A 24,290-nucleotide genomic window follows, 5' to 3' on the forward strand; every position below is an offset into this window, starting at 1 on the left:
CCGCGGCCATCAGCGACGGGATCGCGGGGCTGTTGCGGTCCAAGCCGGTGAAGTCGAAAGACAGGGCAGGCAAGTTCGTCTCGGGCAGGCTCGCGGCACCGGGTGGGGGTGCCGGGGCCGCCGCGTGGCCGGGCCGGGCTGTCCAGCGCTGGTCGGTGGTGGTCCAGGGCTGGTCAGGGGTGGTCCAGGGCCGGCCGGGGAGTGACCCGGTCCGGTCCGGGACCGCTCCGGGACGGTCCGGGAACGTCAGACGGTCGTGATGACGTCGTCGTACGACAGGCGCGGGCTGCGCTGGAACCAGGCGTCCTCGGCCGGCTTGCCGATGTTGACGACCATGAGAGGGGTGTGGTCGTCGTCCAGGAACTCCTTCTGGACGCCGGCGAAGTCGAAGCCGGTCATGGGACCGGCGGCGAGGCCGGCGGCGCGGACGCCGACGATGAAGTAGGCGGCCTGGAGGGCGGCGTTGAGGGAGGCGGACTGCTCGCGGACCGCGCGCTCGGAGAAGAACGCGTCCTTGGCCTGCGGGAAGTGCGGGAGCAGTCGCGGGAGCTCCTCGTGGAACTCGTTGTCGGCGGCCAGGATGGCGACCAGCGGCGCGGCGGCGGTCTTCGGCCGGTTGCCCTCGGCCATGTGCCGCACGAGCCGCTCGCGGGCCTCGGCGGAGCGCACGAGGACGACGCGCAGCGGGCTCTGGTTGAACGCGGTGGGCCCGTACTTGACCAGGTCGTAGATCGCCTGGACCTGCTCCTCGGTCACCGGCTCGTCGGTGAACGCGTTGGCGGTGCGGGCCTCGCGGAAGAGAAGGTCCTGGGCGGCGGGGTCAAGAACGAGGGACATGCTCGTGCCTTTCACGGGTGTGGGGATCTGGCGATGTCCCGACCGTACGCCCGAGATTGGTTAAGTTTCAACTAAACCCGGGTCCGGGTGATCGATTTCACTGCTCGTCCCGGCCAGGATCCTGCTCCGCCAGCGCCGCGTCCAGACGGGCACGGGCGCCCTCCAGCCAGCGGCGGCACACCTTGGCCAGCTCCTCGCCGCGCTCCCACAGGGCCAGCGACTCCTCGAGCGTGGTGCCGCCCGCCTCCAGCCGGCGCACGACCTCGATCAGCTCGTCGCGCGCCTGCTCGTACCCGATCGCCGTCTCCGCGCCCGTGCCGTCCGCGCCCGTGCCGTCCGTGCCTGCGCCGCTCGTGCCCGCGCTGCTCGTGCCCGTGGTGTCTGCTGCCATGCGCCCCACCCTAAGGGCCGGGTACGACAGCTTCGGCGCCCACGCGCACGGTGAAGTCGCCCTCCGCGACCCGGGCCCGCAACTCCTCGTCCGGCGCCACCTCGTGCGGTGACCGGACCACCGTGCCGTCCGCCCGCTGCAGCACCGCGTAGCCGCGCTCCAGCGTGGCCGCGGGCGAGAGGGCCACCACGCGCGCGTGGGTGTGCGACAGCTCCGAGTCGGCCCGGTCCAGCAGGTGCCCCAGCACCCGGCGGCTGCGCGCCACCAGCGCGTCCACCTGGGCCTCCCGCTCCTCCACCATCCGCTGCGGGTGCTCCATCACGGGGCGGGCCAGCGCGTGGGCCAGGCCCCGCTCCTCGCGGTCGATCAGTCCCCGTACCGTGCGCAGCGCGCGGTCGCGCAACGACCGCACCCGGTCCAGTTCCTCGCCCACGTCCGGGACGACCTTCTTGGCGGCGTCCGTCGGCGTGGAGGCCCTCAGGTCCGCGACCAGGTCCAGCAGCGGCGCGTCCGGCTCGTGGCCGATCGCCGACACCACGGGCGTGCGGCACGCGGCGACCGCCCGTACCAACTGCTCGTCCGAGAACGGCAGCAGGTCCTCCACGCTGCCGCCGCCGCGCGCCACGATGATCACGTCCACGTCCGGGAGCTCGTCGAGCTCCTTCACCGCCTGGACGACCTGCGGCACCGCGTGCACGCCCTGCACCGCGACGTTGCGCACCTCGAACCGGACGGCGGGCCAGCGGCGCCGGGCGTTCTCCAGCACGTCCCGCTCGGCCGCCGACGCCCGGCCGCAGACCAGCCCGATCAGCTGCGGCAGAAACGGCACCGGCTTCTTCCGGTCCGGCGCGAACAGCCCTTCCGCCCCCAGGGACCGCTTCAGCATCTCCAGTCGGGCCAGCAGCTCGCCGATCCCCACCGGCCTTATCTCCGCCGCCCGCAAGGACAGCTGCCCGCGCGGCGCGTACCACTCGGGCTTGGCGTGCACCACGACCCGCGCGCCCTCGGACACGACGTCCGCGACCGCGTCGAAGACCTGCCGGTAACAGGTCACGCTCACGGAGATGTCGTACGAGGGGTCCCGCAGGGTCATGAAGACGACCCCCGCCCCGGGCCGCCGCGACAACTGGGTGATCTGGCCCTCGACCCACACGGCCCCGAGCCGGTCGATCCACCCTCCGATGAGCCGCGACACCTCACCGACGGGCAGCGGGGCTTCGGCAGACGTATTCAGACCCATGCGAGCGAGCGTACGCGTCCCCACCGACACCACGGCGTGCCGAGGAGGCCGTGGACGCCGTCCGTGCGCGGTGTGGTGCGCGGTGTCCGTCCGCCCCGTGAACCGCCGTCGACCGCGGCCACGACCGCCCGTGGCTGCTCAACCTCGACTTCACCACCCCGCACCGGCCGTGGATCGCCGACGGCGACACCGAGGCGAGCGCGGAGTTCGTCCGCCGCATCAAGGGGTTACGCGAAGACCGACCCCGCCTGTGGGGCGACCCGCACCATCCGGGCGTAGCTGAAGGCGGTGAACGCCATCGCGACCGTCGCCACCACGTACACCAGCGCCACCGCGCCGTGCGACCTGGCGTCCAGGGTGCCGAAGACCCCGACCGGCGCCATGGGGGCGATGAAGAGCAGCCCGCAGACGACGAGATCCCGGAGTACGGGCGTCCGGCGCGGCCCGCCGTGCCGCTCCGTCTCCCGCTGACCGGTGCCCGCCACGCCCCCCAGTCTCCGCACGCGGCGGATCATGCGCCTGTTCTGCACGCCCTTACGATGGGACCCATGACTGCCGCTACGCCTGCCGCCCGCCGCGTCCTCCTCGCCGCCCCCCGCGGTTACTGCGCGGGCGTGGACCGTGCCGTGATCGCCGTGGAGAGGGCCCTGGAGCAGTACGGCTCTCCCATCTACGTCCGGCACGAGATCGTCCACAACAAGTACGTCGTCCAGACCCTGGAGAAGAAGGGCGCCATCTTCGTCGACGAGACGGCGGAGGTGCCCGAGGGGTCGATCGTGATGTTCTCCGCGCACGGCGTGGCCCCGACCGTCCACCAGGAGGCGGCCGAGCGCAGGCTCGCGACGATCGACGCGACCTGCCCGCTGGTCACCAAGGTGCACAAGGAGGCGGTGCGGTTCGCGAACGAGGACTTCGACATCCTCCTCATCGGCCACGAGGGCCACGAGGAGGTCATCGGCACCTCCGGCGAGGCCCCCGACCACATCACCCTCGTCGACGGCCCGGACGACGTGGAGAACGTCACCGTGCGGGACGAGTCGAAGGTCGTCTGGCTGTCGCAGACCACCCTCTCCGTCGACGAGACGATGGAGACGGTCGACCGGCTGAAGGAGAAGTTCCCGCAGCTGCTCTCCCCGCCGAGCGACGACATCTGCTACGCCACCCAGAACCGCCAGATCGCCGTCAAGCAGATGGGCGCCGAGGCGGACCTCGTCATCGTCGTCGGCTCGAAGAACTCCTCGAACTCCGTCCGGCTCGTCGAGGTCGCCCTCGGCGCCGGGGCGAAGGACGCCCACCTGGTGGACTTCGCCGACGAGATCGACGAGGCCTGGCTGGAGGGCGTGTCGACGGTCGGTGTGACGTCCGGGGCGTCCGTGCCCGACGTCCTGGTCGAGGGCGTCCTGGAGTGGCTGGCGGAGCGCGGCTTCGGGGACGTGGAGATCGTCAAGGCGGCCGAGGAGTCGATCACGTTCTCGCTGCCGAAGGAGCTGCGCCGCGATCTGCGCGCCGAGGCCGCCGCGCTGGTGGCCCGCGCCGACGCCGCCGCGGAAAAGTGACTGTCAGCGCCACCCCGTAACGTTGGGTCCATGAACGTCTTCGGAGTGGACATCGGCGGGTCGGGGATCAAAGGCGCTCCCGTGGACTTGGAGCGCGGGGATCTGACCGAGGCCCGCCACAAAGTACTGACCCCGCTGCCCGCGACGCCCGACGATGTCGCGGGCTGCGTCGCGGAGGTCGTCGCCCACTTCGGATGGTCCGGCCCGGTCGGCGTCACCTTCCCCGGTGTCGTCACGGGCTCCACCATCCGTACGGCGGCGAACGTCGACAAGGGCTGGATCGGCGTCGACGCGGCGGCGCTCCTCGGCGAACGGCTGGGGGAGGGGACTCCGGTCACCATCCTGAACGACGCCGACGCGGCGGGCATCGCCGAGATGGCCTTCGGCGCGGGACGGGGCCGCAAGGGCACGGTGATCCTGCTGACCCTGGGCACGGGCATCGGCAGCGCGCTCTTCACCGACGGCCGGCTCGTGCCCAACACCGAGCTGGGCCACCTGGAGCTGGACGGCCACGAGGCGGAGAAGCGCGCCTCGACGAAGGTCAAGGAGGACAAGGACCTCAGCTGGGCGGAGTGGGCGGAGCGGGTGCGGAGGTACCTGGCCCACCTGGAGATGCTGTTCTCGCCGGAGCTCTTCATCATCGGCGGCGGGGTGAGCCGCAAGGCGGAGAAGTTCCTGCCCCTGATCGAGGGCATCCGGGCGGAAATCGTCCCGGCGGGGCTGCAGAACAACGCGGGCATCGTGGGAGCGGCGATGGCAGCCGCGTCACGCTGATCGGACGGCGCCGCCTCGGGCGTCCGATGGCGCGCCCCTCGCCCGGCGCCCGGCTCGCAGGTCCGGCCTCCCGCTCCCCAGGCGGCGGCGGGGCCGGGCCGGGAACCGGGGCGGCTTCCCGGTCTGCGCCCGGATCCGCCGGTCCGGCGGCAGCGGGACGCCGGACCTGTGCCGGCTGCCGCCGTGCCCACGGCCGGGCGGTCGGCCGGGCGCCGAGGGGCGGGCCCCGGTCGGGGCTACGGGGCGGCGCGGCGTTCGGCCAGGCGGGCGGCGGCAGCGGCGCGCTGGCGGCGGCCCATCTCGCGCACCTTGCGTACGCAGGTGATGAGCCCGGCCACCAGCGTGCCGCCGTACAGCCAGCCGGCGTGCACGGCGAGCGCGGTGACCAGGGCCATGGTCTGGCCGCCCACGCCCCCGACGCCGCCGGAGATGGGTACGACGCCGACGGCGAACGCGATCGGCACGCTGATCGGCGCGGTGACGAGGTCGGCGGTGCGCACCCAGAGCGCGGTCAGGGCGCTGACCGGCAGGAAGAGCAGGCCGTACACCAGGGGCGACCCGTCGAACAGCAGCCGGTCCAGGACACCGAGCGTGAACATCGTGCCGGCCGCGAACAGCCCCGCGCCCAGCCCTGTCAGCCGCGGGTTGGGCAACCGGCGCAGCGCGAGGACGACGGGCGGCACGGGCGGCCGTCCGGGCCGCCGCTCCGGCCTGCCTCCGGGCCCGCCGCGTGACCGCTCGGGCCGCATGCCCGGCCGTGGGCGCCGCTGTCCGGCGGGGTGGCCGGGAGTGGCGCCCACGACGAGCGTGCCGGGGGGCCGATCGGGGGGACGAGGCCGCTGCCGACGCCGAGGGGGGCTGTTCCGTTGCTGCTCCACCTGGACAACGTAGGTCGCACGCGGGCGGGAAACAGGCATGGGACACGCCCTTTGAGTGACCTTGGCCGAGAGTTCGCCCTCCGGTCGCCGTCGCTGCCCGCCTCGGCGCGCCCGTAAACTGGGGGGTCGGCCCACCATCCACACTTCTAGGGAAGTCGCCAACGTGTCGCTCACGATCGGAATCGTCGGTCTGCCGAATGTCGGCAAGTCGACCCTGTTCAACGCCCTGACCAAGAACGACGTGCTGGCGGCCAACTACCCGTTCGCCACGATCGAGCCGAACGTCGGCGTCGTCGGCGTCCCGGACGCCCGCCTGGCCAAGCTGGCCGAGATCTTCGGTTCGCAGCGCGTTCTGCCCGCCACGGTCGACTTCGTCGACATCGCGGGCATCGTGCGCGGCGCGAGCGAGGGCGAGGGCCTGGGCAACAAGTTCCTCGCGAACATCCGCGAGTCGGACGCGATCTGCCAGGTCATCCGCGCCTTCAAGGACGAGAACGTCGTCCACGTCGACGGCAAGGTCTCGCCGAAGGACGACATCGAGACGATCAACACCGAGCTGATCCTCGCGGACCTCCAGACGATCGAGAAGGTCCTGCCGCGCCTCCAGAAGGAGTCCCGGATCAAGAAGGACGTCGCGCCCAAGGTGGCGGCGGTGGAGGCGGCCAAGGAGATCATGGAGAAGGGCGACACGCTCTTCTCGCACGGCATCGTCCAGGGCTCCGAGAAGGCCGAGCTCCTGCACGACCTGCACCTGCTGACCACCAAGCCCTTCCTCTACGTCTTCAACGTCGACGAGGACGAGCTGACCGACGAGTCCTTCAAGGACGAGCAGCGCGCCCTGGTGGCCCCGGCCGAGGCGATCTTCCTGAACGCCAAGCTGGAGGCGGACCTCGCCGAGCTCGACGAGGAGGACGCCATGGAGCTCCTCCAGTCCGTCGGCGCGGAGGAGCCGGGCCTGGCGACGCTGGCCCGCGTCGGCTTCGACACGCTGGGCCTGCAGACCTACCTGACGGCGGGCCCGAAGGAAACCCGCGCCTGGACGATCAAGAAGGGCGCGACGGCACCCGAGGCGGCCGGCGTGATCCACACCGACTTCCAGAAGGGCTTCATCAAGGCCGAGGTCATCTCCTTCGACGACCTCGTCGCGACCGGTTCGGTCGCCGAGGCCCGCGCGGCGGGCAAGGCCCGCATGGAGGGCAAGGACTACGTGATGCAGGACGGCGACGTGGTGGAGTTCCGCTTCAACGTGTAGCGGCGCGATATCGCCACGTCGCTTCTGGCAACGTGCAGCTCAAAAGGGGTTCGACTCTCCGGAGTCGAACCCCTGGTTTTTCCCGTGCTGGGATGGTGCTGGGATGCCTGACCCTTCGTCACCCGTATCCCCCTGTTCGCCCCTACGGTGCTGGGATCGTGCTGGGATGCAGGTGAGGTCCCCGTGTTGGATCGCGGGCCATATTCCCGCGAGGGGGCGCGGGAGGTCTTGACGGGCCCGCGCTCACCCTTCTTCACGGCTCCGCCGGGCTCCTGCGGAAACAAAACCGCACGAACGCGACGAATAGCGGCATCACCCAGGACACGCCGCGTCTTGTTGAGGTCGAGGCAGATGTGCAGGGCCGCGTCGAGGCGCCTATGGAGACGCAGCTGGGCGTCCGGTTCCCGGCGAGCGAGTACAGCACCGGGCCGGTACGTGGGATCTCGGCCGCCGCGACCGCCCATCACGGCGTCTTGAGCTCCTTCGTCTTCCGCTCCTCCTCCCCGCCTTTGCCCGGGCAGCGTCCCAGCGAGTGATGGTCTTGCCCAGGTCTCAGGACAAGGAAGGGCCCCCCGCTGCGGTGTGCGGTGAAGGGGAGCCTCGGAGAGCCGACCGCCTACCGGATCAGCTCCCGTCCTCGTCGTCCTCGTCCCGTGCGGCAGCAGCATGATCGCCGCGGCGCGGCTGCCGCTGCCGGGCGGAGCCTCCAGCAGCGCCACCGAACCGGGCTTATCCAGGCGGTCGGCCGCCACGCGGCAGCCCACTGGCGGAATGAACAGGTGGGCGCACCCGGCCTCGCGGGCGATCCTGAAAGACTCGACCCCTTCGCGGATCATCCACTCCGTTCCGACGCCGTAAAAGACGATCGTGCGGGACGTCGTGGCCCCGACTCGTGACGTGAGCGACAACTGGCGAAAGTACTCTACTAACGTCTATGTTACTAACATCAGGGTTAGTGTTGGAGGTGGAGGTCGACAGGCGTGGTGGATTTCGTAGGCCGCCGGCAGGAGCTAGCGGCGTTGGAGCGAGAGCTGCAGAAGGTGGCGGCAGGGGCTGGCGGGGAGCGGCCCGGTCGGTGCGTGATGTTGCGTGGGCGGCGCCGGGTGGGCAAGTCGCGACTGGTCGAGCGGTTTGCGGAGCGCTCCGGAGCCCCGTTCTTGTTCTACGCGGCGACCGGTGCCTCCCCCAGGGATGATCTGGCACGGCTGGCCCGGGACGCCCAGGCATCGACGCTGCCGTTGGCGCGGTTGGTGGCCGCCGCGCGCCCGGAGAGCTGGGACGCCGCGTTCGATGTGCTGGCTGCGGCGCTGCCCGCCGACCGGGCGAGCGTGCTGGTCATCGATGAGGTGCCGTACCTGATGGACGCCGATGGTGCCTTTGAGGGGATGCTGCAACGGGCCTGGGACCGGGTGTTGGAGACCAAGCCGGTGCTGCTGGTCCTCATCGGCTCCGATCTGTCGATGATGGAGGCTCTGAACAGCTATGGACGCCCCTTCCACCAGCGCGGCAGGGAGATGGTGCTAGGGCCGCTGAACCCCGCCGAGGTAGGGAGGATGCTCGGGCTGGAACCGGCGGAAGCCTTCGACGCCGCGCTGGTCACCGGCGGGCTGCCGCTGATCTGCGCGGAGTGGCCGAGAGGGGAGGAGCTGTGGGACTTCCTCGGCGAGGCGCTGAGTGATCCGGTCTCGGCCCTGCTGGTGTCGGCCGAGCGCTCGCTGGCTGCCGAATTCCCCCCGCAGGCCCAGGCGCGTACGGTGCTGGCGGCCATTGGAAGTGGCGAGCGGACCTTCACCAACATCGCCCGTGCAGCCGGCGGGATCGGGGCCACGCCGCTGCAGCGAGCGCTGGAACTGCTTACGGAAAAGCGGATCGTCGCCGCGGAGTTGCCCGTATCGCTGCGTCCGTCGAAGGATCGCCGCTACCGGGTGACAGATCCCTACCTGCGGTTTTGGCTGCACTTGCTCGGCCCATTCATGGAGGAGATCGAGCGAGGGCGGGGCGATCTGACCTTGGCGCGGATCCGGGAAAGCTGGACCAGCTGGCGCGGCCGGGCGATCGAGCCGCTCATCCGAGAGGCGCTCTGCCGGATACTGCCCGACGACCGACTCCCCGCAGCGCCCGCAGTCGGCGGCTACTGGACCCGCACCAACGACGTCGAGATCGACATCGTCGGGGCGGACCGCGCCCCCATTGCCAAGGAGCTGCTCTTCGTCGGCTCCATCAAGTGGCTGGAGCAGTCGCCCTTCGACCGGCACGACCTGGCTGCTCTGCATCGACACAGGGCCGCCCTCACCGACGAACCTGTTCCGGTCGTGGCGGTCTCGCGCAGTGGAGTCGACTGTCCGGGGCTCGACGCTGCCTACGGCCCCGGCGATTTGCTTGCCGCTTGGCCACTGTGAGTGGCCATTGGCAGGCAGGGTGCAGGAGTTGGTGAGCGCGATCAGGTGGCAGACGGTGCGGAGAAGTCCCACAGACCTCGGCTCCTCGCCGGCACTGTTGTGCAGCGTTGGCGACCCTGAGTCCTTCTCGTGCTTTGTCGTGGCTCCCGTGCTGGGACGGTGCTGGGACGCGGCCGCATATCCGCAGTGAGCGGTTCACTACCGCACCCTGGGTGATTCGTCAGGCGTGCTGGTCAGAAGGGGTCGGCTTCTCCGGGGACCGGCCCTTCGTCGCCACCGTGCTGGATGGGTGTGGATGTTCTGACGCCGGATCAGTCAGCATCAGGTGTCGGAAACGGTGGAGCGGTGTCCGACGTGAACGCCCCAGACCAGCAGCTCCCCGTTGTCGACCGTGTAGACGACGCGGTAATCGCCGACTCGCAGGCGACGGCGCTCCGGCTGCGACAGGAGTGCGGTGGTGTTGAAGCCGAGGGGATCGCTCTCCAGCTCGGTCAACTTGGCCAGGATGCGAAGCGCCATGTCTCGCGGGATCTTGCGCAGCTCGGCCTGTGCCTCGGGCCGGAAGGCGGTGCGGTACTCACTCACTGCGCGCCAACGTCTCCCTCATGACGTCCTCGATCGGGATGCCGGGTGCCGGGTTGGCCATGCGCTCGTCGATGATCCGGTTGATCTCGCGCTCTTCCCACTCCTGGTACTTGCGCAGCAACTCGATGGAGACGACGGCGGCGACTTCCTTGCCTCGGCGTGTGATCACCGTGGGCACGTCGTCGCGATCGGCACGCTCCACGACCTCAGCGAGGTGTGCGCGCACGTCGCGGATGGACTCTACGGGCAGCGGCTGTGTCATGCGCCCAAGCGTACCGAGTGTCGCATGTGTACACAATCGCCTCGTGTGTGCAGGGCTGCGGCCGGAGCGGCTTCCCGTCGTTACGGTCGATGCGTGCTGGATGTGCTGGATGAACTTCCACCGTGCTGAATCGGTGCTGCACTTACAGGGCCGCGTTTCCGCAGGTAGCGGCGTTGCGCTGCACGTTCCGCTGCAACGTCCGAGTCGACGCGGCAACGCCACGCCGCTGCTGTGGCACGCAGCGCACGTCAGCAGGGGCCGGGCTCTCAGGGCCCGGCCCCTTCGTCGATTCCATGCTGCTGGATCAGTGCCGGCTTCCCTGGCCCGGCTGGGCCGCTTGGGCGTTGTGGGCAGTGGGGCGATGGCCCAGGTGTACGACCCCGCACCACAGCTCGCCGTTGCCGGTCGTGCGGGTCGCCGGCGCCTCCCGTCACACCGAGAGCGGCACCTCGTGGATCTCATCCGCGGCGTGGCCCGTCCGCTCGTGGATCCGCTGCACCGCCTCGGCCGACGGGCCGGTGGACAGGCAGTAGATCGTTCCCGACTCCGGGTCCGCCCAGGCCCGCTCGAAGTGGACCCCTTCCTCCTTCTCGATGGCGAGGTCCGCCCGGTGGGCCTCCTGCAACTGCTCGGACGTGATGCCCTTCATTCCGTGGTGGACGTCCATGTACGTTCCCATGACTCCGCACCTCCAGGTCCTCGTGCGTTGCGGTCTCCCTTCCATGCTGGACCCGCTGGGTTCCGCGGGCGAGACGCCCGCAACCGGTGACGGGATGCCCGGCGTCCGTGAGGGGCGTGGAGAAGCAGGGGCGGGTGGCCGGAGCGTTCTCCGCCGGTTCCTGGTGCGGGTTTCGGGGGCGGCCCCGGGGCGTGGGGAGGCCGATCGTCCGGTCGGAGCCGGGGGACCTGGGCGGGCGGCTGCGTACCGTGCGGCGGAATTCGCCTTCCGCAGTGGCGAAGTGAGCAGTGCGACGGCGTGGCGGCGCGGTGCGCAGAACCGGGGCCCGCCGCCCGGGCCCGTGGGAGCCGTGGCAGGTCAGCGCGCATACGGGAGATCGCGCTCCGCATTCCGGACGGACGGGGAGCCGCGCCGGGGCCGTGGCCGCGGTGTGACGGTCGTATGGCGGCTCCATTACCACCTCGTCGACACCCTTGTGGGATTCCTATGGATCCGTCAATCTTTCGCTCGGTGGCCGGGCACGGGAAACGCCGCGTACATGTCGGCGTTGATTGTCATGCTCCTGGCAAGGCCGCCGCACCCCCACAGCAACGCACCACCAATGAGGAGGACCCCTCACATGTCAGTGATGCGTACCTCGCGGCGAAGACTCGCCGCAGCCAGCGCCATAGCCGTCGCCGCCCTCGCGCTCGGCACCGCGTCCGCCCTGCCGGCCGCCGCGGCCCCGGCGGCACCGGAAGGCGTCATCCAGTACGCGGGCGCTCCCAACGCCGTCGCGGGAAGCTACATCGTCACGCTCGACGAGTCCGCCGCCGACGCCGAATCGAAGGCGGGCAAGGCGGTCGCCGCGAAGTACGGCGCGAAGATCGAGAAGACGTACACCTCGGCCCTCAACGGGTACGCCGTCCAGCTCTCCGAGGCGCAGGCGAAGAAGCTCGCCGCCGATCCGGCCGTCGACTCCGTCGTCCAGAACCGCGTGTTCACGATCACCGGCACCCAGCCGTCGCCGCCGTCCTGGGGCCTGGACCGCATCGACCAGCGCGCCCTGCCGCTCAACCAGAGCTACACCTACCCCGACCCGGCGGGTGACGGTGTCACCGCGTACATCATCGACACCGGCGTACGCATCACGCACAGCGACTTCGGCGGGCGGGCCACCTACGGCTACGACGCCGTCGACAACGACAACACCGCGCAGGACGGGAACGGCCACGGCACGCACGTCGCCGGCACCGTCGCCGGGTCCTCGTACGGCGTGGCCAAGAAGGCCAGGATCGTCGGCGTCCGCGTGCTCAACAACTCCGGCTCCGGCACCACAGCCCAGGTCGTCGCCGGCATCGACTGGGTGACCCGCAACGCCGTCAAGCCGGCCGTCGCCAACATGAGCCTCGGCGGCGGCGCCGACTCCGCCCTCGACACCGCCGTCCGCAACTCGATCGCCTCCGGCGTCACCTACGCCCTCGCCGCGGGCAACGACGGCCGCGACGCCTCCGGCACCTCGCCGGCCCGCGTCACCGAGGCCATCACCGTCGGCTCGACCACCAACACCGACGCCCGCTCCAGCTTCTCCAACTACGGCAGCGTGGTGGACATCTTCGCGCCGGGCTCCTCCATCACCTCCGCCTGGAACACCGGCGACAGCGCCACCAACACCATCTCCGGTACGTCGATGGCCACCCCGCACGTCGCGGGCGCCGCCGCGCTGTACCTGGCCAACAACCGGACGGCCACCCCGTCCCAGGTCGCCACGGCCCTGACCTCCGCCGCCACCACCGGCGTGGTCACCAACCCCGGCACCGGCTCCCCGAACCGCCTGCTGTACGTGGGTGACGGTGGCACCACGCCGCCGCCCGGCAAGCGGTTCGAGAACGCCACCGACTACACGATCAGCGACAACGCCACCGTCGAGTCGCCGGTCACCGTCAGCGGCGTCACGGGCAACGCCCCCTCCGCCCTCCAGGTGCCGGTGAACATCGTCCACACGTACATCGGCGACCTCCAGGTGCAGCTGATCGCGCCCGACGGCAGCGCGTACACCCTCAAGGCGTACGGCACCGGCGGCAGCGCCGACAACATCAACACCACGTACACGGTCAACGCCTCATCGGAGGTCGCGAACGGCACGTGGAAGCTGCGGGTGAGCGACAACGCGAACTACGACACCGGGAAGATCGACTCCTGGGCCCTGCAGTTCTGACCCACCTGAACGAGGACGGGGCGGTCGCCGCACTGCGGCGGCCGCCCCTTTCGTATGCCCGGCCCCCCGCCCGGTCTTGCACGGCCCCGCCCGGTCTTGCCCGGTCTTGCCTCATCCCGCCCGGTCCTGCCCGCCCCCCTCGGACCGCCGCGACCGCGACCGCGTACGATGCCGCGCGCCGTTCATATGATCGATTCCAGCCGCCCCGACAGGAGCACCGTAAGACGTGGAACCGTCCTCCCAGGGGTGGCCTCCGCCCCAGCAGTACCCTCCGGTCGCCCCGCCCGGCTACGGCATGCCCGGCCCGGTCCCGCCGCCCGCCCCCCACACCAACGGGCTCGCCATCGCCTCCCTGGTCGTGGGCGTCCTGTGCTGCGTACCGCCGCTCGGCATGATCCTGGGCGGCATCGCGCTCGCCCGGATCAGGAAGAAGGGCCAGCGCGGCACAGGGCTGGCCGTCGCCGGCATGGTCCTGTCCCTGGTGAGCACGTTGCTGGTGGCGGCCGGGCTCGCGACAGGCGCCTTCCGCGAGGGGTACGACCGTTTCCGGGACGCCAGGGACGAGGCGGCCCGCGCCCGCTCCGCGTTCGACCTGCGCAAGGGACAGTGCTTCAACGCCCCCGGCGGCGCCATCGAGACCGAGACCGCCGGCGTCGACATCGTGACGTGCTCCCAGCCGCACGACGGCGAGATCACCGGCAACTTCAAGCTCACCGGCTTCGACACGTGGCCCGGCGACAAGGCGATCGAACCGGTCGCCGAAGAGCGCTGCGACACGATCAACGCGCAGTACGCGCTGGACACCTGGGCCGTCCCGGACAACGCCTTGACGTACTACTACCAGCCGAGCAGGGAGAGCTGGCGGGCCGGTGACCGCACCGTCACGTGCGCGTTCGCCGCCGAGGGCGTCAAGCTGACCGGCTCGGTGCGCGGCGACGCCACCACCCTCGACGCCCACCAACTCGCCTTCCTGACGGCGGTCAACCCGATCGACACCGTCCTCATCGAGCAGCCCGAGGAGGACGTCGACGAGGACCTGGACGCCAACGTGGCGTGGGCGGGTGACGTCGAGTCGGCCCTCACGCGGTCCATCGCGGCGCTGGACGACCACCAGTGGCCGGCCGCGTCCGACAAGCCCGTGGCGGACCTCGTGAAGCAGCTGAAGGGCGCCCGCAAGCACTGGGCGAAGGCGGCGGACACCTCCGACCCGGACGTCTTCTGGGAGCACTACGACCCCGGGTTCGACGCCCTGCCCTTCGACCTGGGCGCCGAGGCGCGCGGCGCGCTCGGGCTTACCGACGACCCGGGGGAGGAGAGCCAGGGCCCGGACAGCGGCACCAATGGCACCAGTGGCACCAGTGGCACCAGTGGCACCAGTGGCACCAGTGGCGGGGGTGCGGAGAGCGGGTCCGTCTGAGGGGTCACCGGTGACGAGGGCCGCCCCTACCCGCGGTAGGCCCTCGTCCAACCGGCCTTCATCACTTCGGGTGAAACTCTGGCCCATGCTTGCGGGTCTCAACTGTCGGTTGCGACGCTGTAGCTGTCTGTCAACCTGATGGGAGTGGCCCGTGACATTCGGTGAGCAGCCCGCCTATCTGCGCGTCGCAAGCGATCTCCGGGAGAAGATCGTCAATGGTTCGCTGCCGCCGCACACCCGCCTCCCGTCGCAGGCCCGCATTCGTGAGCAGTACGGGGTCTCGGACACCGTCGCCCTGGAGGCCCGCAAGGTGCTGATGGCCGAGGGCCTGGTCGAGGGCCGCTCCGGCTCGGGGACGTACGTGAGGGAGCGGCCCGTGCCCCGGCGCATCGCCCGCTCCGGCTACCGTCCGCCGTCCGGCGCCAGCCCCTTCCGGCAGGAGCAGGCGGACGAACAGGTGCGCGGCACCTGGGAGTCGAGCAGCGAGCAGGAGCGCGCGAGCGCGGGCGTGGCCGAGCGGCTCGGCATCACGGCCGGGGACCGTGTGATGCGCACGCGGTACGTCTTCCGCGAGGCGGGCGAGGCGATGATGCTCTCCACTTCCTGGGAGCCCCTGTCCGTCACCGGGCGTACGCCGGTCATGCTGCCCGAGGAGGGGCCGCTGGGGGGCTGCGGGGTCGTCGAGCGGATGGCCGGCATCGACGTCGTCGTGGACAACGTGGTGGAGGAGGTCGGGGCGCGGCCCGGACTGGCGGAGGAGCTGCTGACGCTCGGCGGGGTCCCCGGGCATGTGGTGATGGTGGTGGAGCGTACGTACTTCGCCTCGGGGCGGGCGGTGGAGACGGCCGATGTGGTGGTGCCCGCCGACCGGTACCGGCTCTCGTACCACCTGCCGGTGCGCTGACCGCGCGACGGACGGAGCGGCGAACGGGGCAGCGTTCGGGGTGCGTTGACGATTGTTCAAGTCTCCGCGCGAAGGGCAAGGGGGCGCACTTGGCCGAGTGCGCCCCCTTTTCGCACCGGTTTCCTGGCCGGAACCGTATCTCTTTGTGAAAACTCGTATCCGCTGCGTGAAGGTCAGGCGTAAGCTCAGGCATATGCGGATTGAGGTTTCCTCGGGATCCTTAAAAACATGCACGTCGGCGGGGGAAGAGGTGCGATGAGCGACAGCGGTGCGGTACTCCCCTGGCTGGTGATTCGCCAGGACGACAACGGCAACCACTACCGGGTCGGCCGGTACGCCACCAGGGACGAGGCGCAGAAGATGGCCGACAGCCTCGATGCCCGTGGGCACGAGCAGAAGTACTGGGTGGAGCGCGTCGGGCAGCGTACGGGCTGACGCGGGCTCGGGTGAGCTCACGGGGTCGACCACCAGGCTGACCACCTGGGCCCCGGCCGCCACGCGTTACGCTCCGGCGCATGACGGATCGTGTGGTGGTGGCCGGAGCGGTGTTCGACGAGGGGCGACTGCTGGCCGCGCGCCGCAGCGCCCCGCCCGCGCTGGCCGGCCGCTGGGAGCTGCCCGGCGGCAAGCTGGAGCCGGGCGAGACGGCGCCCGAGGCGCTCGTGCGCGAGCTGCGCGAGGAACTGGGCGTCGAGACCGAACCGGGCGAGCGGATCCCGGGGGAGTGGCCCGTGGCCCCGGGGTACGTCCTCCAGGTGTGGACGGCCCGCCTGCTCTCCGGCGAACCGCGCCCGCTGCAGGACCACGACGAACTGCGCTGGTTGGCCCGCCATGAATGCGACAGCGTCGATTGGCTCGATCAGGACCGCCCCGCGGTGGCGGAGGCCGCCCGTCGCCTGCCCGCCGCCCCCGCCGACTGACCTGGCTCGGCCGCCGCGTCGCGCCTCGGCGGCTGACTCCCGCCCGCAGCGCCGACCGCGGCGGACCCTCGCGCATCCCGGCGCGTTCCCGCCACGGCTGACGCCCGCCGCGCCGCGCCTCGCAAACGGCCGCCCCCGCCCCGTCGCTCCCCGCCTCCCGGCCGCCCGTCGCTCCTGCCGATGCCCCCCGCCCGCAGTGCCGCCGCAGACGACGCCCACCCCGGGTGTCGCCCGCCCCGGTTGCCGCTCGCCGGCGACCCTCCGCCCGGAGTGCCGTCCCGGGTGGCGCCCGCCCCGGGTGGCGTCCGCCTCCCGGCCTCCCCGTCGTCCCCCGGCGACCCCCCGCCCGGAGCGTCGCCGCGACTGACGCCCGCCGCGCCCCACCCCGATCGCCGCCGCACCCGCCGCGCCCACCCCGATCGCCGCCGCGACGTCCCCCACCCCGATCGCCCGCCGTGCCCGCCGCGTCCGCCGTGCCCGCATTTCCGGCGTGCGCCGCCGACTGCGTACGCCGTTCGTACCACCATGCGCCGGCCCCCGCGATAGCCCGCCCCGAATATCGGGTATGTGCTGTATAACCCCCCGAAATTGGACGTGGGTCAGCCGCTGGGTCTGGGGAAGTGGTCGGCGTGATCGACACCGACGGCGCGTGCGCCGAGTGGACCTTCCCCGGTGAGCTCGACGCGGCACGCGCCGCCCGCCACGTCGTGCGCGACACCCTGCGCGCCTGGGACCTCGACGGGGTGGTCGGGGACGTGACCGTCCTGCTGGTGAGCGAGCTGGTGACCAATTCCCTGCGGTACGCCTCCGGTCCGATCGGCGTCAGGCTCAGCCGCCTCTCCCGGGACGAGGTGTCTTTCTCGCCACAGCCCGGCCTGCTGGTGGAAGTCTCCGATCCGCTTCCCGATCCGCCGCACGAACGCCCCGCGGGACCCGATGACGAAGGGGGCCGCGGACTGCAGCTCGTCGCCTGTTCGGCCCGCCGCTGGGGGACGCGCAAGGGCCGATCGGGCAAGACGGTGTGGTTCGAGCTGGCCGTGCCTGGTTAGAAGAGTGAAGGGACAGCGATCACTTTCCGGGCCAGGCTCAAAACGACCGAGACCACCCTGTGATCGTGAACGGCGTGCCGCCGGGGGCCGTAGTGCTGAATACTGCGGGAATGGCCGGTCCGGTGCGGTGAGCTGGAGGGGACGGTCGCGTGAGCGAGATACCTGAGTCGGCGTGCGGCGTCATGTGGCAGAGCAGTCCGCCTGGCTCGATCTATGACTACATCCGAGTCGCCTCCTTCTCGATGGGTCCCGACGGGCTGGTCGATCAGTGGAGCCTGCGCGCCGCGGAGCTGTTCGGCATCCCCGCCCGCGAGATCAGGGGCAAGGACCCGGTCGAGGCGTTCATGCCGGTCGACCTGCGCCCGCGCGGCCACCGGAAGGTCGCCGAGATCCTCGACGGCAAGGAGTGGACGGGCCTGGTGCCCTTCCGCATCCCGGGGGAGCGGGGCACGCGGGGGATCGCCGAGCTGTACGTGATGCCCAGCGAGACCGGCGAGGGCGAGCGGGGCGCGCTCTGCATCGTCGTCGACGTACGCGCACTGCGGCGCATCGAGACGGATCTTGCCGCCTCGCAGGCGATTTTCGGCCAATCCCCGTTCGGGTTTCTCCTGTTCAATACGGACCTGACGGTCCAGCGCGCCAACCGGCGGTTCGCCACCGTCTTCGGCGGCAGCGTCGACGACCATCGGGGCCGTACCGTCCACGACTACCTCTCGCGCCCCGAGGCGGACCGGATGACCGCCGCGCTCGAACGGGTGCTGAGGACCGGGGAGGCCGTCACCGACCTCCAGATCGTGGGCACCATCCCCGGCAGCAGCGACCGCCGCCACTGGTCGATCAACCTCTACCGGGTGCACAGCGGCTCCGGCCGCCCCATCGGCGTCGCCGGGGTCGGCACCGACGTCACCCGCCGCCACATCGCCGCCCGCGAGGCCGCCAGCGCCCGGCGCAACCTGGCCATCCTCAACGAGGCCAGCGCCCGCATCGGCAACAGCCTCGACCTGGAGACCACCGCGCGGGAACTCCTCGACGTCGCCGTGCCCGGCTTCTGCGACCTCGCCTCGGTCGACCTCTATCAGGGGCTGCTCACCGGTGAGGAGGCACCGCCCGGCCGGGCCCTCGACGGGGGAGCCGAGCTGCGGCGCGTCGCCTTCGCCAGCGCCGTCTCCGACACCCCGCTGGTCAACCAGAGCGTGAACCCCGGCCCGTCGCCCGGCTGCTGCGACGCCGGACCGGTCGAGGTCGGAGCCGTACACCGCTACCCCTTCCAGTCGAGCTGCGCGAGCGCCCTGCGCACCGGACGGCTGCAGACCATGCCCGGCCCCGAGGGAAGCCTCGTCCAATCCACGCTGGTCGTGCCGATGGTGGCGCACGACACCGTCGTCGGGCTGGTGCAGTTCTCGCGCACGAAGGGCAGCGAGCCCTTCGGCGAACGGGACCGCGCCCTCGCCGCCGAGCTCGCCGCGCGCGCCGCCGTCTGCATCGACAACGCCCGCCTCTACCGGCGCGAACACGAGCGGGCCCTCATCCTGCAGCGCAGCCTGCTGCCGCCGGGCGACCCCGAGGCGGCGGGGCTCGACATCGCCTGCCGCTACCTGCCCGGCAACACCGCCACCGAGGTGGGCGGTGACTGGTTCGACGTCATCGAACTGCCGGGTCACCGCACGGCGCTCATCGTCGGCGACGTCATGGGGCGCGGGCTGCGCGCCGCCGTCGCCATGGGAGAACTGCGCACCGCGGTGCGCACCTTGGCGCAGCTCGACCTGGAGCCGGCCGAGGTGCTCTCCCATCTCGACGAGATCGCCCGCGGCCTGGGCACGCCCAGCTCCGCGCACCGGCCGCGCGGCCCAGAGCTCTCCGAGGTCTACCTCGCGACCTGCGTGTACGCGGTCTACGACGCCGTCACCCGCCGCTGTACGTTCGCCAACGCCGGCCACCTGCCGCCCGTGCTCGTCGCGCCGGGCGAGAGGGCGCTGATGCTGGACGTGCCGCCCGGGATGCCGCTCGGTGTCGGCGGCGAGCCCTTCGAGGAGGTCGAGTTCGAGCTCCCCGAGGGCGCGCTGCTCGCCCTCTACACCGACGGGCTGGTCGAGTCGCGCGACCACCCCCTCGATGAGGGCCTGGAGGCCTTCCGCAGCGCCCTGACCGACCCGGGCCGGCCGCTGGAGGACGTGTGCGACCACGTCCTGAGCACGCTCGACACCCGGCACGGCGAGGACGACATCGCCCTGCTCATGGCCCGTATCCAGGGGCTCCCCGCCGAGGCCGTGGGCGACTGGCGCCTCCCGCGCGAGCCGCGCTCGGTGGGCCGCGCACGGGAGCTGGCCCGGGCGCAGCTGACCGCCTGGGACCTCACCCCGCTCGTCGACACGGTCGAGCTGCTCGTCAGTGAACTGGTCACCAACGCCCTGCGGTACGGCGAGGGCGAGATCCGCCTCCGCCTCCTGCGCGACCGCACCCTGGTCTGCGAGGTCTGGGACGCGGGCCTGGTCCAGCCGCGCCGCCGCCGCGCCCGCGACACGGACGAGGGCGGTCGCGGCCTCCAGCTGGTGGGCCTGCTGAGCGCGGCGTGGGGCTCACGCCGTACTCCGCGCGGCAAGACGGTCTGGTTCGACCTGCCGCTCCCGTCCGGTTCCGCCGCGGCGGAACCGACGGTCGACCAACTGCTGAGCATGTTCTGAGGCGGGGGACGGCGCGGACGCAGGGGCCTGCCCCTGCCCGCAGACCTGCCCCCCCGCCCACGCGTCCGCCGCACGCGGGCCGAGGGGCGCCCGGAGCACGACCCGGCCGAGGGGGCCCGCCGAACGCCGGGCCGAGGGACGGTCCGCCCGGTGGTCATGGCGCCTGTCCCCGATGACCGGGCCCCCCGAACAGCCGGTCGGCCGCCTCCCGCTCCGCGTCCAGGCGCCGGCCCGCCGCCACGCAGCGCGCGACGATCTCGTCGAGCGTCCGGCGCCGCGACGCCTCGTCCTCGAAGGCGCCCTCGTCGAGCCGCCGCCGCAGCCGGAGCGCCGCGGCCAGCTCCTCCCTCGCCTGCGCCACCGCCCGGGCGAAGGGCCGCACGGCCTCCTCGCCCCACCGCACGGTGGCGCGGGACAGCGTCTCCTCGGCCGCCCGCACGGCGCCGTCGGCGGTGCGGAGCGCCCGCTCGGCCCGGGCCCCGGGGTCCTCCGGCGGGGGCCCGCCGTGCGGCGTCGTACGGGTGGCGGCACGCCTGCGGCGCTTGAGGGACGAGTACGCCGCGACCGCCGCCGCCCCGACGAGCAGGGCGACCGGCAGGATCAGGTCGGCCGCCCGGCCTCCCGCAGCCACAAGCGTCACATCTGTGAGGCTATGTTCCCTTTTTCGGCTGCGCGACCGGACGCCGGCCGATCTTGTTGCCCAGCCAGACCAACGGGTCGTACTTGCGGTCCACGGCCCGCTCCTTCAGCGGGATCAAGGCGTTGTCCGTGATCTTGATGCCTTCCGGGCAGACCTCGGTGCAGCACTTGGTGATGTTGCAGTAGCCCAGCCCGTGCTCGTCCTGGGCCGTCCGCTTGCGGTCCAGGCCCGCCTCCTCCGCGGCGTCCAGCGGGTGCATGTCCAGCTCCGCGATCCGCATCAGGAAGCGCGGCCCGGCGAAGGCCGTCTTGTTCTCCTCGTGGTCGCGCACCACATGGCAGGTGTCCTGGCACAGGAAGCACTCGATGCACTTGCGGAACTCCTGCGGGCGCTCCACGTCCTGCTGCTGCATCCGGTACTCACCCGGCGCCACGCCCGGCGGCGGTACGAACGACGGCACCTCGCGCGCCTTCTCGTAGTTGAAGGACACGTCCGTCACCAGGTCCCGCACCACGGGGAAGGCCCGCAGGGGCGTCACGGTGATCGTCTCGTCGCGCGAGAACGTCGACATGCGCGTCATGCACATCAGCCGCGGCCGGCCGTTGATCTCCGCGCTGCACGAGCCGCACTTGCCGGCCTTGCAGTTCCAGCGCACCGCCAGGTCGGGGACCTGGGTCGCCTGGAGCCGGTGGATGATGTCGAGCACCACCTCGCCGTCGTTCACCTCGACGGTGAAGTCCTTCAGGCCGCCGCCGGCCGTGTCGCCCCGCCAGACCCGGAAGCTCGCGTCGTACGTGGTCACTCGTACAGCTCCTCTTCGGCGAGGTACTTGACCAGCTCCTCCTTGTCGAAGAGGGCGAGCAGGTCGGTACGGATGGGCTCGGTCGTCGTCCGTTCGAGCGTGATCTGTCCGCGCGTGGAGTCGGCCGCCGCGAGCCTGCACAGCAGGTTCACCCGCCGCCACTCGCGCTCCATGCCCGGGAAGTCCTCCCGGGTGTGCCCGCCGCGGCTCTCCCGCCGCTCCAGCGCCGCGCGCGCCACGCACTCGCTGACGAGCAGCATGTTGCGCAGGTCCAGGGCCAGGTGCCAGCCGGGGTTGAACTGCCGGTGGCCCTCGACGACGGCGCGCCGCGCCCGTACGCGCAGCTCGGCCAGGGTGCGCAGGGCCTGCGCCATCTCCTCCTCGCGCCGGATGATGCCGACCAGGTCGTTCATCGTCTGCTGGAGTTCCTGGTGGAGCGTGTACGGGTTCTCCACGGGCGCGCCCACGCCGGTGTCCTCGCCGCTGAAGGGGCGCAGCGCCTCGGCCGCGGCCCGGTCGATCTGGGCCGCGTCCACCCCGGGCCGCTCGGCGAGCCCGGCCGCGTACTGTGCCGCGTGCTGCCCGGCCCGGCGGCCGAAGACCAGCAGGTCGGAGAGCGAGTTGCCGCCGAGCCGGTTGGAGCCGTGCATGCCGCCCGCGACCTCACCGGCCGCGAAGAGCCCGGGAACGCCGACCGCCGCGGCCGTGTCGGACTCGACGGCGACGCCGCCCATGACGTAGTGGCAGGTCGGCCCGACCTCCATCGGCTCGGCCGTGATGTCGACGTCCGCCAGCTCCTTGAACTGGTGGTACATCGACGGCAGCCGCCGCTTGATCGTCTCGGCCGGCATACGCGTCGACACGTCCAGGAAGACCCCGCCGTGCGGGGAGCCGCGGCCCGCCTTCACCTCGGCGTTGATCGCGCGGGCGACCTCGTCGCGCGGCAGCAGCTCGGGCGGGCGACGGTTGTTGTCCGGGTCCTCGTACCAGCGGTCGCCCTCCTCCTCCGTCTCGGCGTACTTCTCCTTGAAGACGTCCGGGACGTAGTCGAACATGAACCGCTTGCCGTCGCTGTTGCGCAGGACGCCGCCGTCACCGCGTACGGACTCGGTGACGAGGATGCCCTTCACCGACGGCGGCCAGACCATGCCGGTCGGGTGGAACTGCACGAACTCCATGTTCACCAGCGGCGCGCCCGCCAGCAGCGCCAGCGCGTGTCCGTCGCCGGTGTACTCCCAGGAGTTGGACGTCACCTTGAAGGACTTGCCGATGCCGCCGGTCGCGAGGACCACGGACGGCGCTTCCAGCACGAAGAAGCGGCCGGACTCCCGCTCGTAGCAGAAGGCCCCGGCCACCCGGCCGCCCGCGGCGGAGCCGCTGTCGGACACCGTCTTGAGGACGCGGGTGACGGTGCACTCCTGGAAGACCTTCAGCCGGGCCTCGTAGTCCCCGAACCGCTCCTCGTCCTCCTGCTGGAGGGAGACGATCTTCTGCTGGAGGGTACGGATCAGCTCCAGGCCGGTCCGGTCGCCGACGTGCGCGAGGCGCGGGTACTCGTGGCCGCCGAAGTTGCGCTGCGAGATGCGGCCGTCCTTCGTGCGGTCGAAGAGGGCGCCCCAGGTCTCCAGCTCCCAGACCCGGTCGGGCGCCTCGCGCGCGTGCAGCTCGGCCATCCGCCACTGGTTGAGGAACTTGCCGCCGCGCATGGTGTCGCGGAAGTGGACCTGCCAGTTGTCACCGGCGTTGGCGTTGCCCATGGAGGCGGCGATGCCGCCCTCCGCCATCACCGTGTGGGCCTTGCCGAACAGCGACTTGCAGATCACGGCCGTACGGGCGCCCCGCTCGCGCGCCTCGATGGCCGCCCGAAGCCCCGCTCCGCCGGCCCCGACCACGACGACGTCCCACTGCTGCCGTTCCGCTTGACTCATCGATAGGCACCCTTTCTAGAAGAAGCGCGGATCCGCGAAGGCGCCCGTGGCGAGCAGGTACACATAGAGGTCGGCGAGCGCCACGCTGATCAGCGACGCCCATGCCAGCAGCATGTGGCGGGCATTCAGCTTTCCGGCCCAGCTCCAGAGCCGGTAGCGCACGGGGTGCTTGGAGAAGTGCTTCAGCCGGCCGCCGACGATGTGCCGGCAGGAGTGGCAGGAGAGGGTGTACGCCCAGATCAGGGCGATGTTGACGAGGAAGACCAGCGTTCCCAGACCCATGTGGCCCCACGCGTACGACGCGTCGCGGAAGGCGAGCACGGTGTCGTAGGTGAGGATGCCGGCGACCGGCAGCGCCGCGTAGAAGAAGTACCGGTGGAGGTTTTGCAGGATCAGCGGGAAGCGCGTCTCGCCGGTGTACTTCGCGTGCGGCTCGGCCACCGCGCAGGCCGGGGGCGACGCCCAGAAGCCCCGGTAGTAGGCCTTGCGGTAGTAGTAGCACGTCAGCCGGAAGCCGAGCGGGAAGACAAGGATCAGCAGGGCGGGGGACAGGCCCCACCAGCTGCCGAAGATCTCCCAGTTCGGACCGCCCTTCATCGGGACGCAGTTCTCCGCGAGACAGGGCGAGTAGAACGGCGAGACATACGGCGCCGCGTAGTAGTCGGTGTTCGCGAACGCCCGCCAGGTCGAGTAGGCGATGAACGCGAGCAGTCCCGCGGCGGTGGCGGCGGGCGCGAGCCACCACCGGTCGGTACGGAGATGGCGGGCGGCGATGGCGGCGCGCGTGGGGCCGTGCACGCCGGTGCGCGCGGGGTCCGCCGGGTCGATGTGCGGTTGTCGGGTGCCTGTGGCCAACGAGGTCTCCTTGGGAGCGGGCCTTTCCAGGGCGGCGTCGGCGT

The 24,290-nt window shown here is 71.5% G+C and carries 22 protein-coding genes and 2 pseudogenes; 12 read left to right on the plus strand and 12 right to left on the minus strand.

Annotation, left to right across the window (positions count from 1 at the left end):
• Positions 1 to 246: 246 nt before the first annotated feature.
• The 4 genes and pseudogenes from ABZZ38_RS15885 to ABZZ38_RS15900 all read right to left on the minus strand — a co-directional run.
• On the minus strand, positions 247 to 837 hold the full coding sequence (locus tag ABZZ38_RS15885) for a malonic semialdehyde reductase (RefSeq protein WP_356739871.1): 591 nt from the start codon (positions 835 to 837) through the stop codon (positions 247 to 249).
• Positions 838 to 934: 97 nt separating this feature from the next.
• Entirely contained in the window at positions 935 to 1,228 is a 294-nt protein-coding gene (locus tag ABZZ38_RS15890; RefSeq protein WP_356739873.1) for an exodeoxyribonuclease VII small subunit, read from the minus strand.
• Positions 1,229 to 1,238: 10 nt separating this feature from the next.
• Positions 1,239 to 2,468 (minus strand): exodeoxyribonuclease VII large subunit, encoded by a 1,230-nt coding sequence (xseA, locus tag ABZZ38_RS15895; RefSeq protein WP_356739875.1) that lies wholly within the window; start codon positions 2,466 to 2,468, stop codon positions 1,239 to 1,241.
• Between the two features lie 230 nt (positions 2,469 to 2,698).
• Positions 2,699 to 2,953 (minus strand): annotated as a pseudogene (locus ABZZ38_RS15900) (amino acid permease); the annotation flags it as partial.
• A gap of 54 nt (positions 2,954 to 3,007) precedes the next feature.
• Here ABZZ38_RS15900 and ABZZ38_RS15905 point away from each other — a divergent pair.
• Positions 3,008 to 4,024: a 4-hydroxy-3-methylbut-2-enyl diphosphate reductase gene (locus tag ABZZ38_RS15905; protein ID WP_356739877.1), complete on the plus strand. Its 1,017-nt coding sequence runs from the start codon at positions 3,008 to 3,010 to the stop codon at positions 4,022 to 4,024.
• Between the two features lie 30 nt (positions 4,025 to 4,054).
• Positions 4,055 to 4,798 carry a polyphosphate--glucose phosphotransferase gene (gene ppgK, locus ABZZ38_RS15910; protein ID WP_356739879.1) on the plus strand — a complete coding sequence of 248 codons (744 nt, stop codon included), beginning with the start codon at positions 4,055 to 4,057 and terminating at the stop codon, positions 4,796 to 4,798.
• Between the two features lie 236 nt (positions 4,799 to 5,034).
• Here the strand turns inward: ppgK and ABZZ38_RS15915 are convergent, their stop codons facing one another.
• Positions 5,035 to 5,676, minus strand: coding sequence for a DUF6542 domain-containing protein (locus ABZZ38_RS15915; protein WP_356739881.1), 642 nt, complete (start codon positions 5,674 to 5,676; stop codon positions 5,035 to 5,037).
• A 163-nt stretch (positions 5,677 to 5,839) separates the two neighbouring features.
• On the opposite strand from ABZZ38_RS15915, the gene ychF reads away from it, so the two are divergent.
• From ychF to ABZZ38_RS15930, 3 genes and pseudogenes are all read left to right on the plus strand, one after another.
• Positions 5,840 to 6,928, plus strand: coding sequence for a redox-regulated ATPase YchF (gene ychF, locus ABZZ38_RS15920; protein ID WP_356739883.1), 1,089 nt, complete (start codon positions 5,840 to 5,842; stop codon positions 6,926 to 6,928).
• A gap of 272 nt (positions 6,929 to 7,200) precedes the next feature.
• A pseudogene (locus ABZZ38_RS15925) lies at positions 7,201 to 7,362 on the plus strand (transporter); the annotation flags it as partial.
• Between the two features lie 546 nt (positions 7,363 to 7,908).
• Positions 7,909 to 9,327 carry a DUF234 domain-containing protein gene (locus tag ABZZ38_RS15930; RefSeq protein WP_356739885.1) on the plus strand — a complete coding sequence of 473 codons (1,419 nt, stop codon included), beginning with the start codon at positions 7,909 to 7,911 and terminating at the stop codon, positions 9,325 to 9,327.
• A 321-nt stretch (positions 9,328 to 9,648) separates the two neighbouring features.
• On the opposite strand, the gene ABZZ38_RS15935 is transcribed toward ABZZ38_RS15930, so the two are convergent.
• The 3 genes from ABZZ38_RS15935 to ABZZ38_RS15945 all read right to left on the minus strand — a co-directional run bounded on the left by ABZZ38_RS15935 (position 9,649) and on the right by ABZZ38_RS15945 (position 10,853).
• Positions 9,649 to 9,912 (minus strand): type II toxin-antitoxin system RelE/ParE family toxin, encoded by a 264-nt coding sequence (locus ABZZ38_RS15935; RefSeq protein WP_356739887.1) that lies wholly within the window; start codon positions 9,910 to 9,912, stop codon positions 9,649 to 9,651.
• Positions 9,905 to 10,174 (minus strand): type II toxin-antitoxin system Phd/YefM family antitoxin, encoded by a 270-nt coding sequence (locus ABZZ38_RS15940; protein ID WP_356739889.1) that lies wholly within the window; start codon positions 10,172 to 10,174, stop codon positions 9,905 to 9,907. Before ABZZ38_RS15940 ends, ABZZ38_RS15935 begins: the two co-directional genes overlap by 8 nt.
• Positions 10,175 to 10,604: 430 nt before the next feature.
• Complete coding sequence (locus ABZZ38_RS15945) at positions 10,605 to 10,853, minus strand: SCO4226 family nickel-binding protein (protein WP_356739891.1); 249 nt, start codon at positions 10,851 to 10,853, stop codon at positions 10,605 to 10,607.
• A 619-nt stretch (positions 10,854 to 11,472) separates the two neighbouring features.
• Between ABZZ38_RS15945 and ABZZ38_RS15950 the strand changes: the two genes are divergently transcribed.
• From ABZZ38_RS15950 to ABZZ38_RS15980, 7 genes are all read left to right on the plus strand, one after another.
• Entirely contained in the window at positions 11,473 to 13,050 is a 1,578-nt protein-coding gene (locus ABZZ38_RS15950; protein ID WP_356739893.1) for a S8 family serine peptidase, read from the plus strand.
• Between the two features lie 226 nt (positions 13,051 to 13,276).
• Positions 13,277 to 14,467, plus strand: a complete 1,191-nt coding sequence (locus ABZZ38_RS15955; protein ID WP_356739895.1) for a DUF4190 domain-containing protein — start codon at positions 13,277 to 13,279, stop codon at positions 14,465 to 14,467.
• A gap of 151 nt (positions 14,468 to 14,618) precedes the next feature.
• On the plus strand, positions 14,619 to 15,371 hold the full coding sequence (locus tag ABZZ38_RS15960) for a GntR family transcriptional regulator (protein WP_356739897.1): 753 nt from the start codon (positions 14,619 to 14,621) through the stop codon (positions 15,369 to 15,371).
• A 255-nt stretch (positions 15,372 to 15,626) separates the two neighbouring features.
• Positions 15,627 to 15,806: an SPOR domain-containing protein gene (locus ABZZ38_RS15965; protein ID WP_356739899.1), complete on the plus strand. Its 180-nt coding sequence runs from the start codon at positions 15,627 to 15,629 to the stop codon at positions 15,804 to 15,806.
• A gap of 80 nt (positions 15,807 to 15,886) precedes the next feature.
• Positions 15,887 to 16,291, plus strand: coding sequence for a (deoxy)nucleoside triphosphate pyrophosphohydrolase (locus tag ABZZ38_RS15970; RefSeq protein ID WP_356739901.1), 405 nt, complete (start codon positions 15,887 to 15,889; stop codon positions 16,289 to 16,291).
• Between the two features lie 620 nt (positions 16,292 to 16,911).
• Positions 16,912 to 17,340: an ATP-binding protein gene (locus tag ABZZ38_RS15975; RefSeq protein WP_356739903.1), complete on the plus strand. Its 429-nt coding sequence runs from the start codon at positions 16,912 to 16,914 to the stop codon at positions 17,338 to 17,340.
• Between the two features lie 182 nt (positions 17,341 to 17,522).
• Positions 17,523 to 20,021 (plus strand): SpoIIE family protein phosphatase, encoded by a 2,499-nt coding sequence (locus tag ABZZ38_RS15980; protein WP_356740081.1) that lies wholly within the window; start codon positions 17,523 to 17,525, stop codon positions 20,019 to 20,021.
• 154 nt (positions 20,022 to 20,175) lie between these two features.
• Here ABZZ38_RS15980 and ABZZ38_RS15985 read toward each other — a convergent pair whose 3' ends face one another.
• From ABZZ38_RS15985 to ABZZ38_RS16000, 4 genes are read right to left on the minus strand one after another with little or no spacing between them, the layout of a single operon-like run.
• Positions 20,176 to 20,661, minus strand: a complete 486-nt coding sequence (locus tag ABZZ38_RS15985; protein WP_356739905.1) for a hypothetical protein — start codon at positions 20,659 to 20,661, stop codon at positions 20,176 to 20,178.
• Positions 20,662 to 20,671: 10 nt separating this feature from the next.
• The gene (locus tag ABZZ38_RS15990) at positions 20,672 to 21,463 is read right to left on the minus strand and encodes a succinate dehydrogenase/fumarate reductase iron-sulfur subunit (protein ID WP_356739907.1); all 792 of its coding nucleotides are present in this window, start codon (positions 21,461 to 21,463) and stop codon (positions 20,672 to 20,674) included.
• Positions 21,460 to 23,391 carry a fumarate reductase/succinate dehydrogenase flavoprotein subunit gene (locus tag ABZZ38_RS15995; RefSeq protein WP_356739909.1) on the minus strand — a complete coding sequence of 644 codons (1,932 nt, stop codon included), beginning with the start codon at positions 23,389 to 23,391 and terminating at the stop codon, positions 21,460 to 21,462. The genes ABZZ38_RS15990 and ABZZ38_RS15995 overlap by 4 nt, the downstream gene beginning before the upstream one ends.
• Positions 23,392 to 23,406: 15 nt before the next feature.
• Positions 23,407 to 24,246 (minus strand): hypothetical protein, encoded by an 840-nt coding sequence (locus tag ABZZ38_RS16000; protein WP_356739911.1) that lies wholly within the window; start codon positions 24,244 to 24,246, stop codon positions 23,407 to 23,409.
• Positions 24,247 to 24,290: the final 44 nt, after the last annotated feature.

The sequence above is a fragment of the Streptomyces sp. NPDC006368 genome (assembly GCF_040612535.1).
Lineage (GTDB): Bacteria > Actinomycetota > Actinomycetes > Streptomycetales > Streptomycetaceae > Streptomyces.

What these genes read in the sequence shown, in the direction of transcription:
- ABZZ38_RS15885 (WP_356739871.1), bottom strand. Translation starts at nt 837, where the DNA reads ATGTCCCTCGTTCTTGACCCCGCCGCCCAGGACCTTCTCTTCCGCGAG.
- ABZZ38_RS15890 (WP_356739873.1), bottom strand. Translation starts at nt 1,228, where the DNA reads ATGGCAGCAGACACCACGGGCACGAGCAGCGCGGGCACGAGCGGCGCA.
- xseA (WP_356739875.1), bottom strand. Translation starts at nt 2,468, where the DNA reads ATGGGTCTGAATACGTCTGCCGAAGCCCCGCTGCCCGTCGGTGAGGTG.
- ABZZ38_RS15905 (WP_356739877.1), top strand. Translation starts at nt 3,008, where the DNA reads ATGGGACCCATGACTGCCGCTACGCCTGCCGCCCGCCGCGTCCTCCTC.
- ppgK (WP_356739879.1), top strand. Translation starts at nt 4,055, where the DNA reads ATGAACGTCTTCGGAGTGGACATCGGCGGGTCGGGGATCAAAGGCGCT.
- ABZZ38_RS15940 (WP_356739889.1), bottom strand. Translation starts at nt 10,174, where the DNA reads ATGACACAGCCGCTGCCCGTAGAGTCCATCCGCGACGTGCGCGCACAC.
- ABZZ38_RS15945 (WP_356739891.1), bottom strand. Translation starts at nt 10,853, where the DNA reads ATGGGAACGTACATGGACGTCCACCACGGAATGAAGGGCATCACGTCC.
- ABZZ38_RS15950 (WP_356739893.1), top strand. Translation starts at nt 11,473, where the DNA reads ATGTCAGTGATGCGTACCTCGCGGCGAAGACTCGCCGCAGCCAGCGCC.
- ABZZ38_RS15965 (WP_356739899.1), top strand. Translation starts at nt 15,627, where the DNA reads ATGAGCGACAGCGGTGCGGTACTCCCCTGGCTGGTGATTCGCCAGGAC.
- ABZZ38_RS15970 (WP_356739901.1), top strand. Translation starts at nt 15,887, where the DNA reads ATGACGGATCGTGTGGTGGTGGCCGGAGCGGTGTTCGACGAGGGGCGA.
- ABZZ38_RS15980 (WP_356740081.1), top strand. Translation starts at nt 17,523, where the DNA reads ATGTGGCAGAGCAGTCCGCCTGGCTCGATCTATGACTACATCCGAGTC.
- ABZZ38_RS15995 (WP_356739909.1), bottom strand. Translation starts at nt 23,391, where the DNA reads ATGAGTCAAGCGGAACGGCAGCAGTGGGACGTCGTCGTGGTCGGGGCC.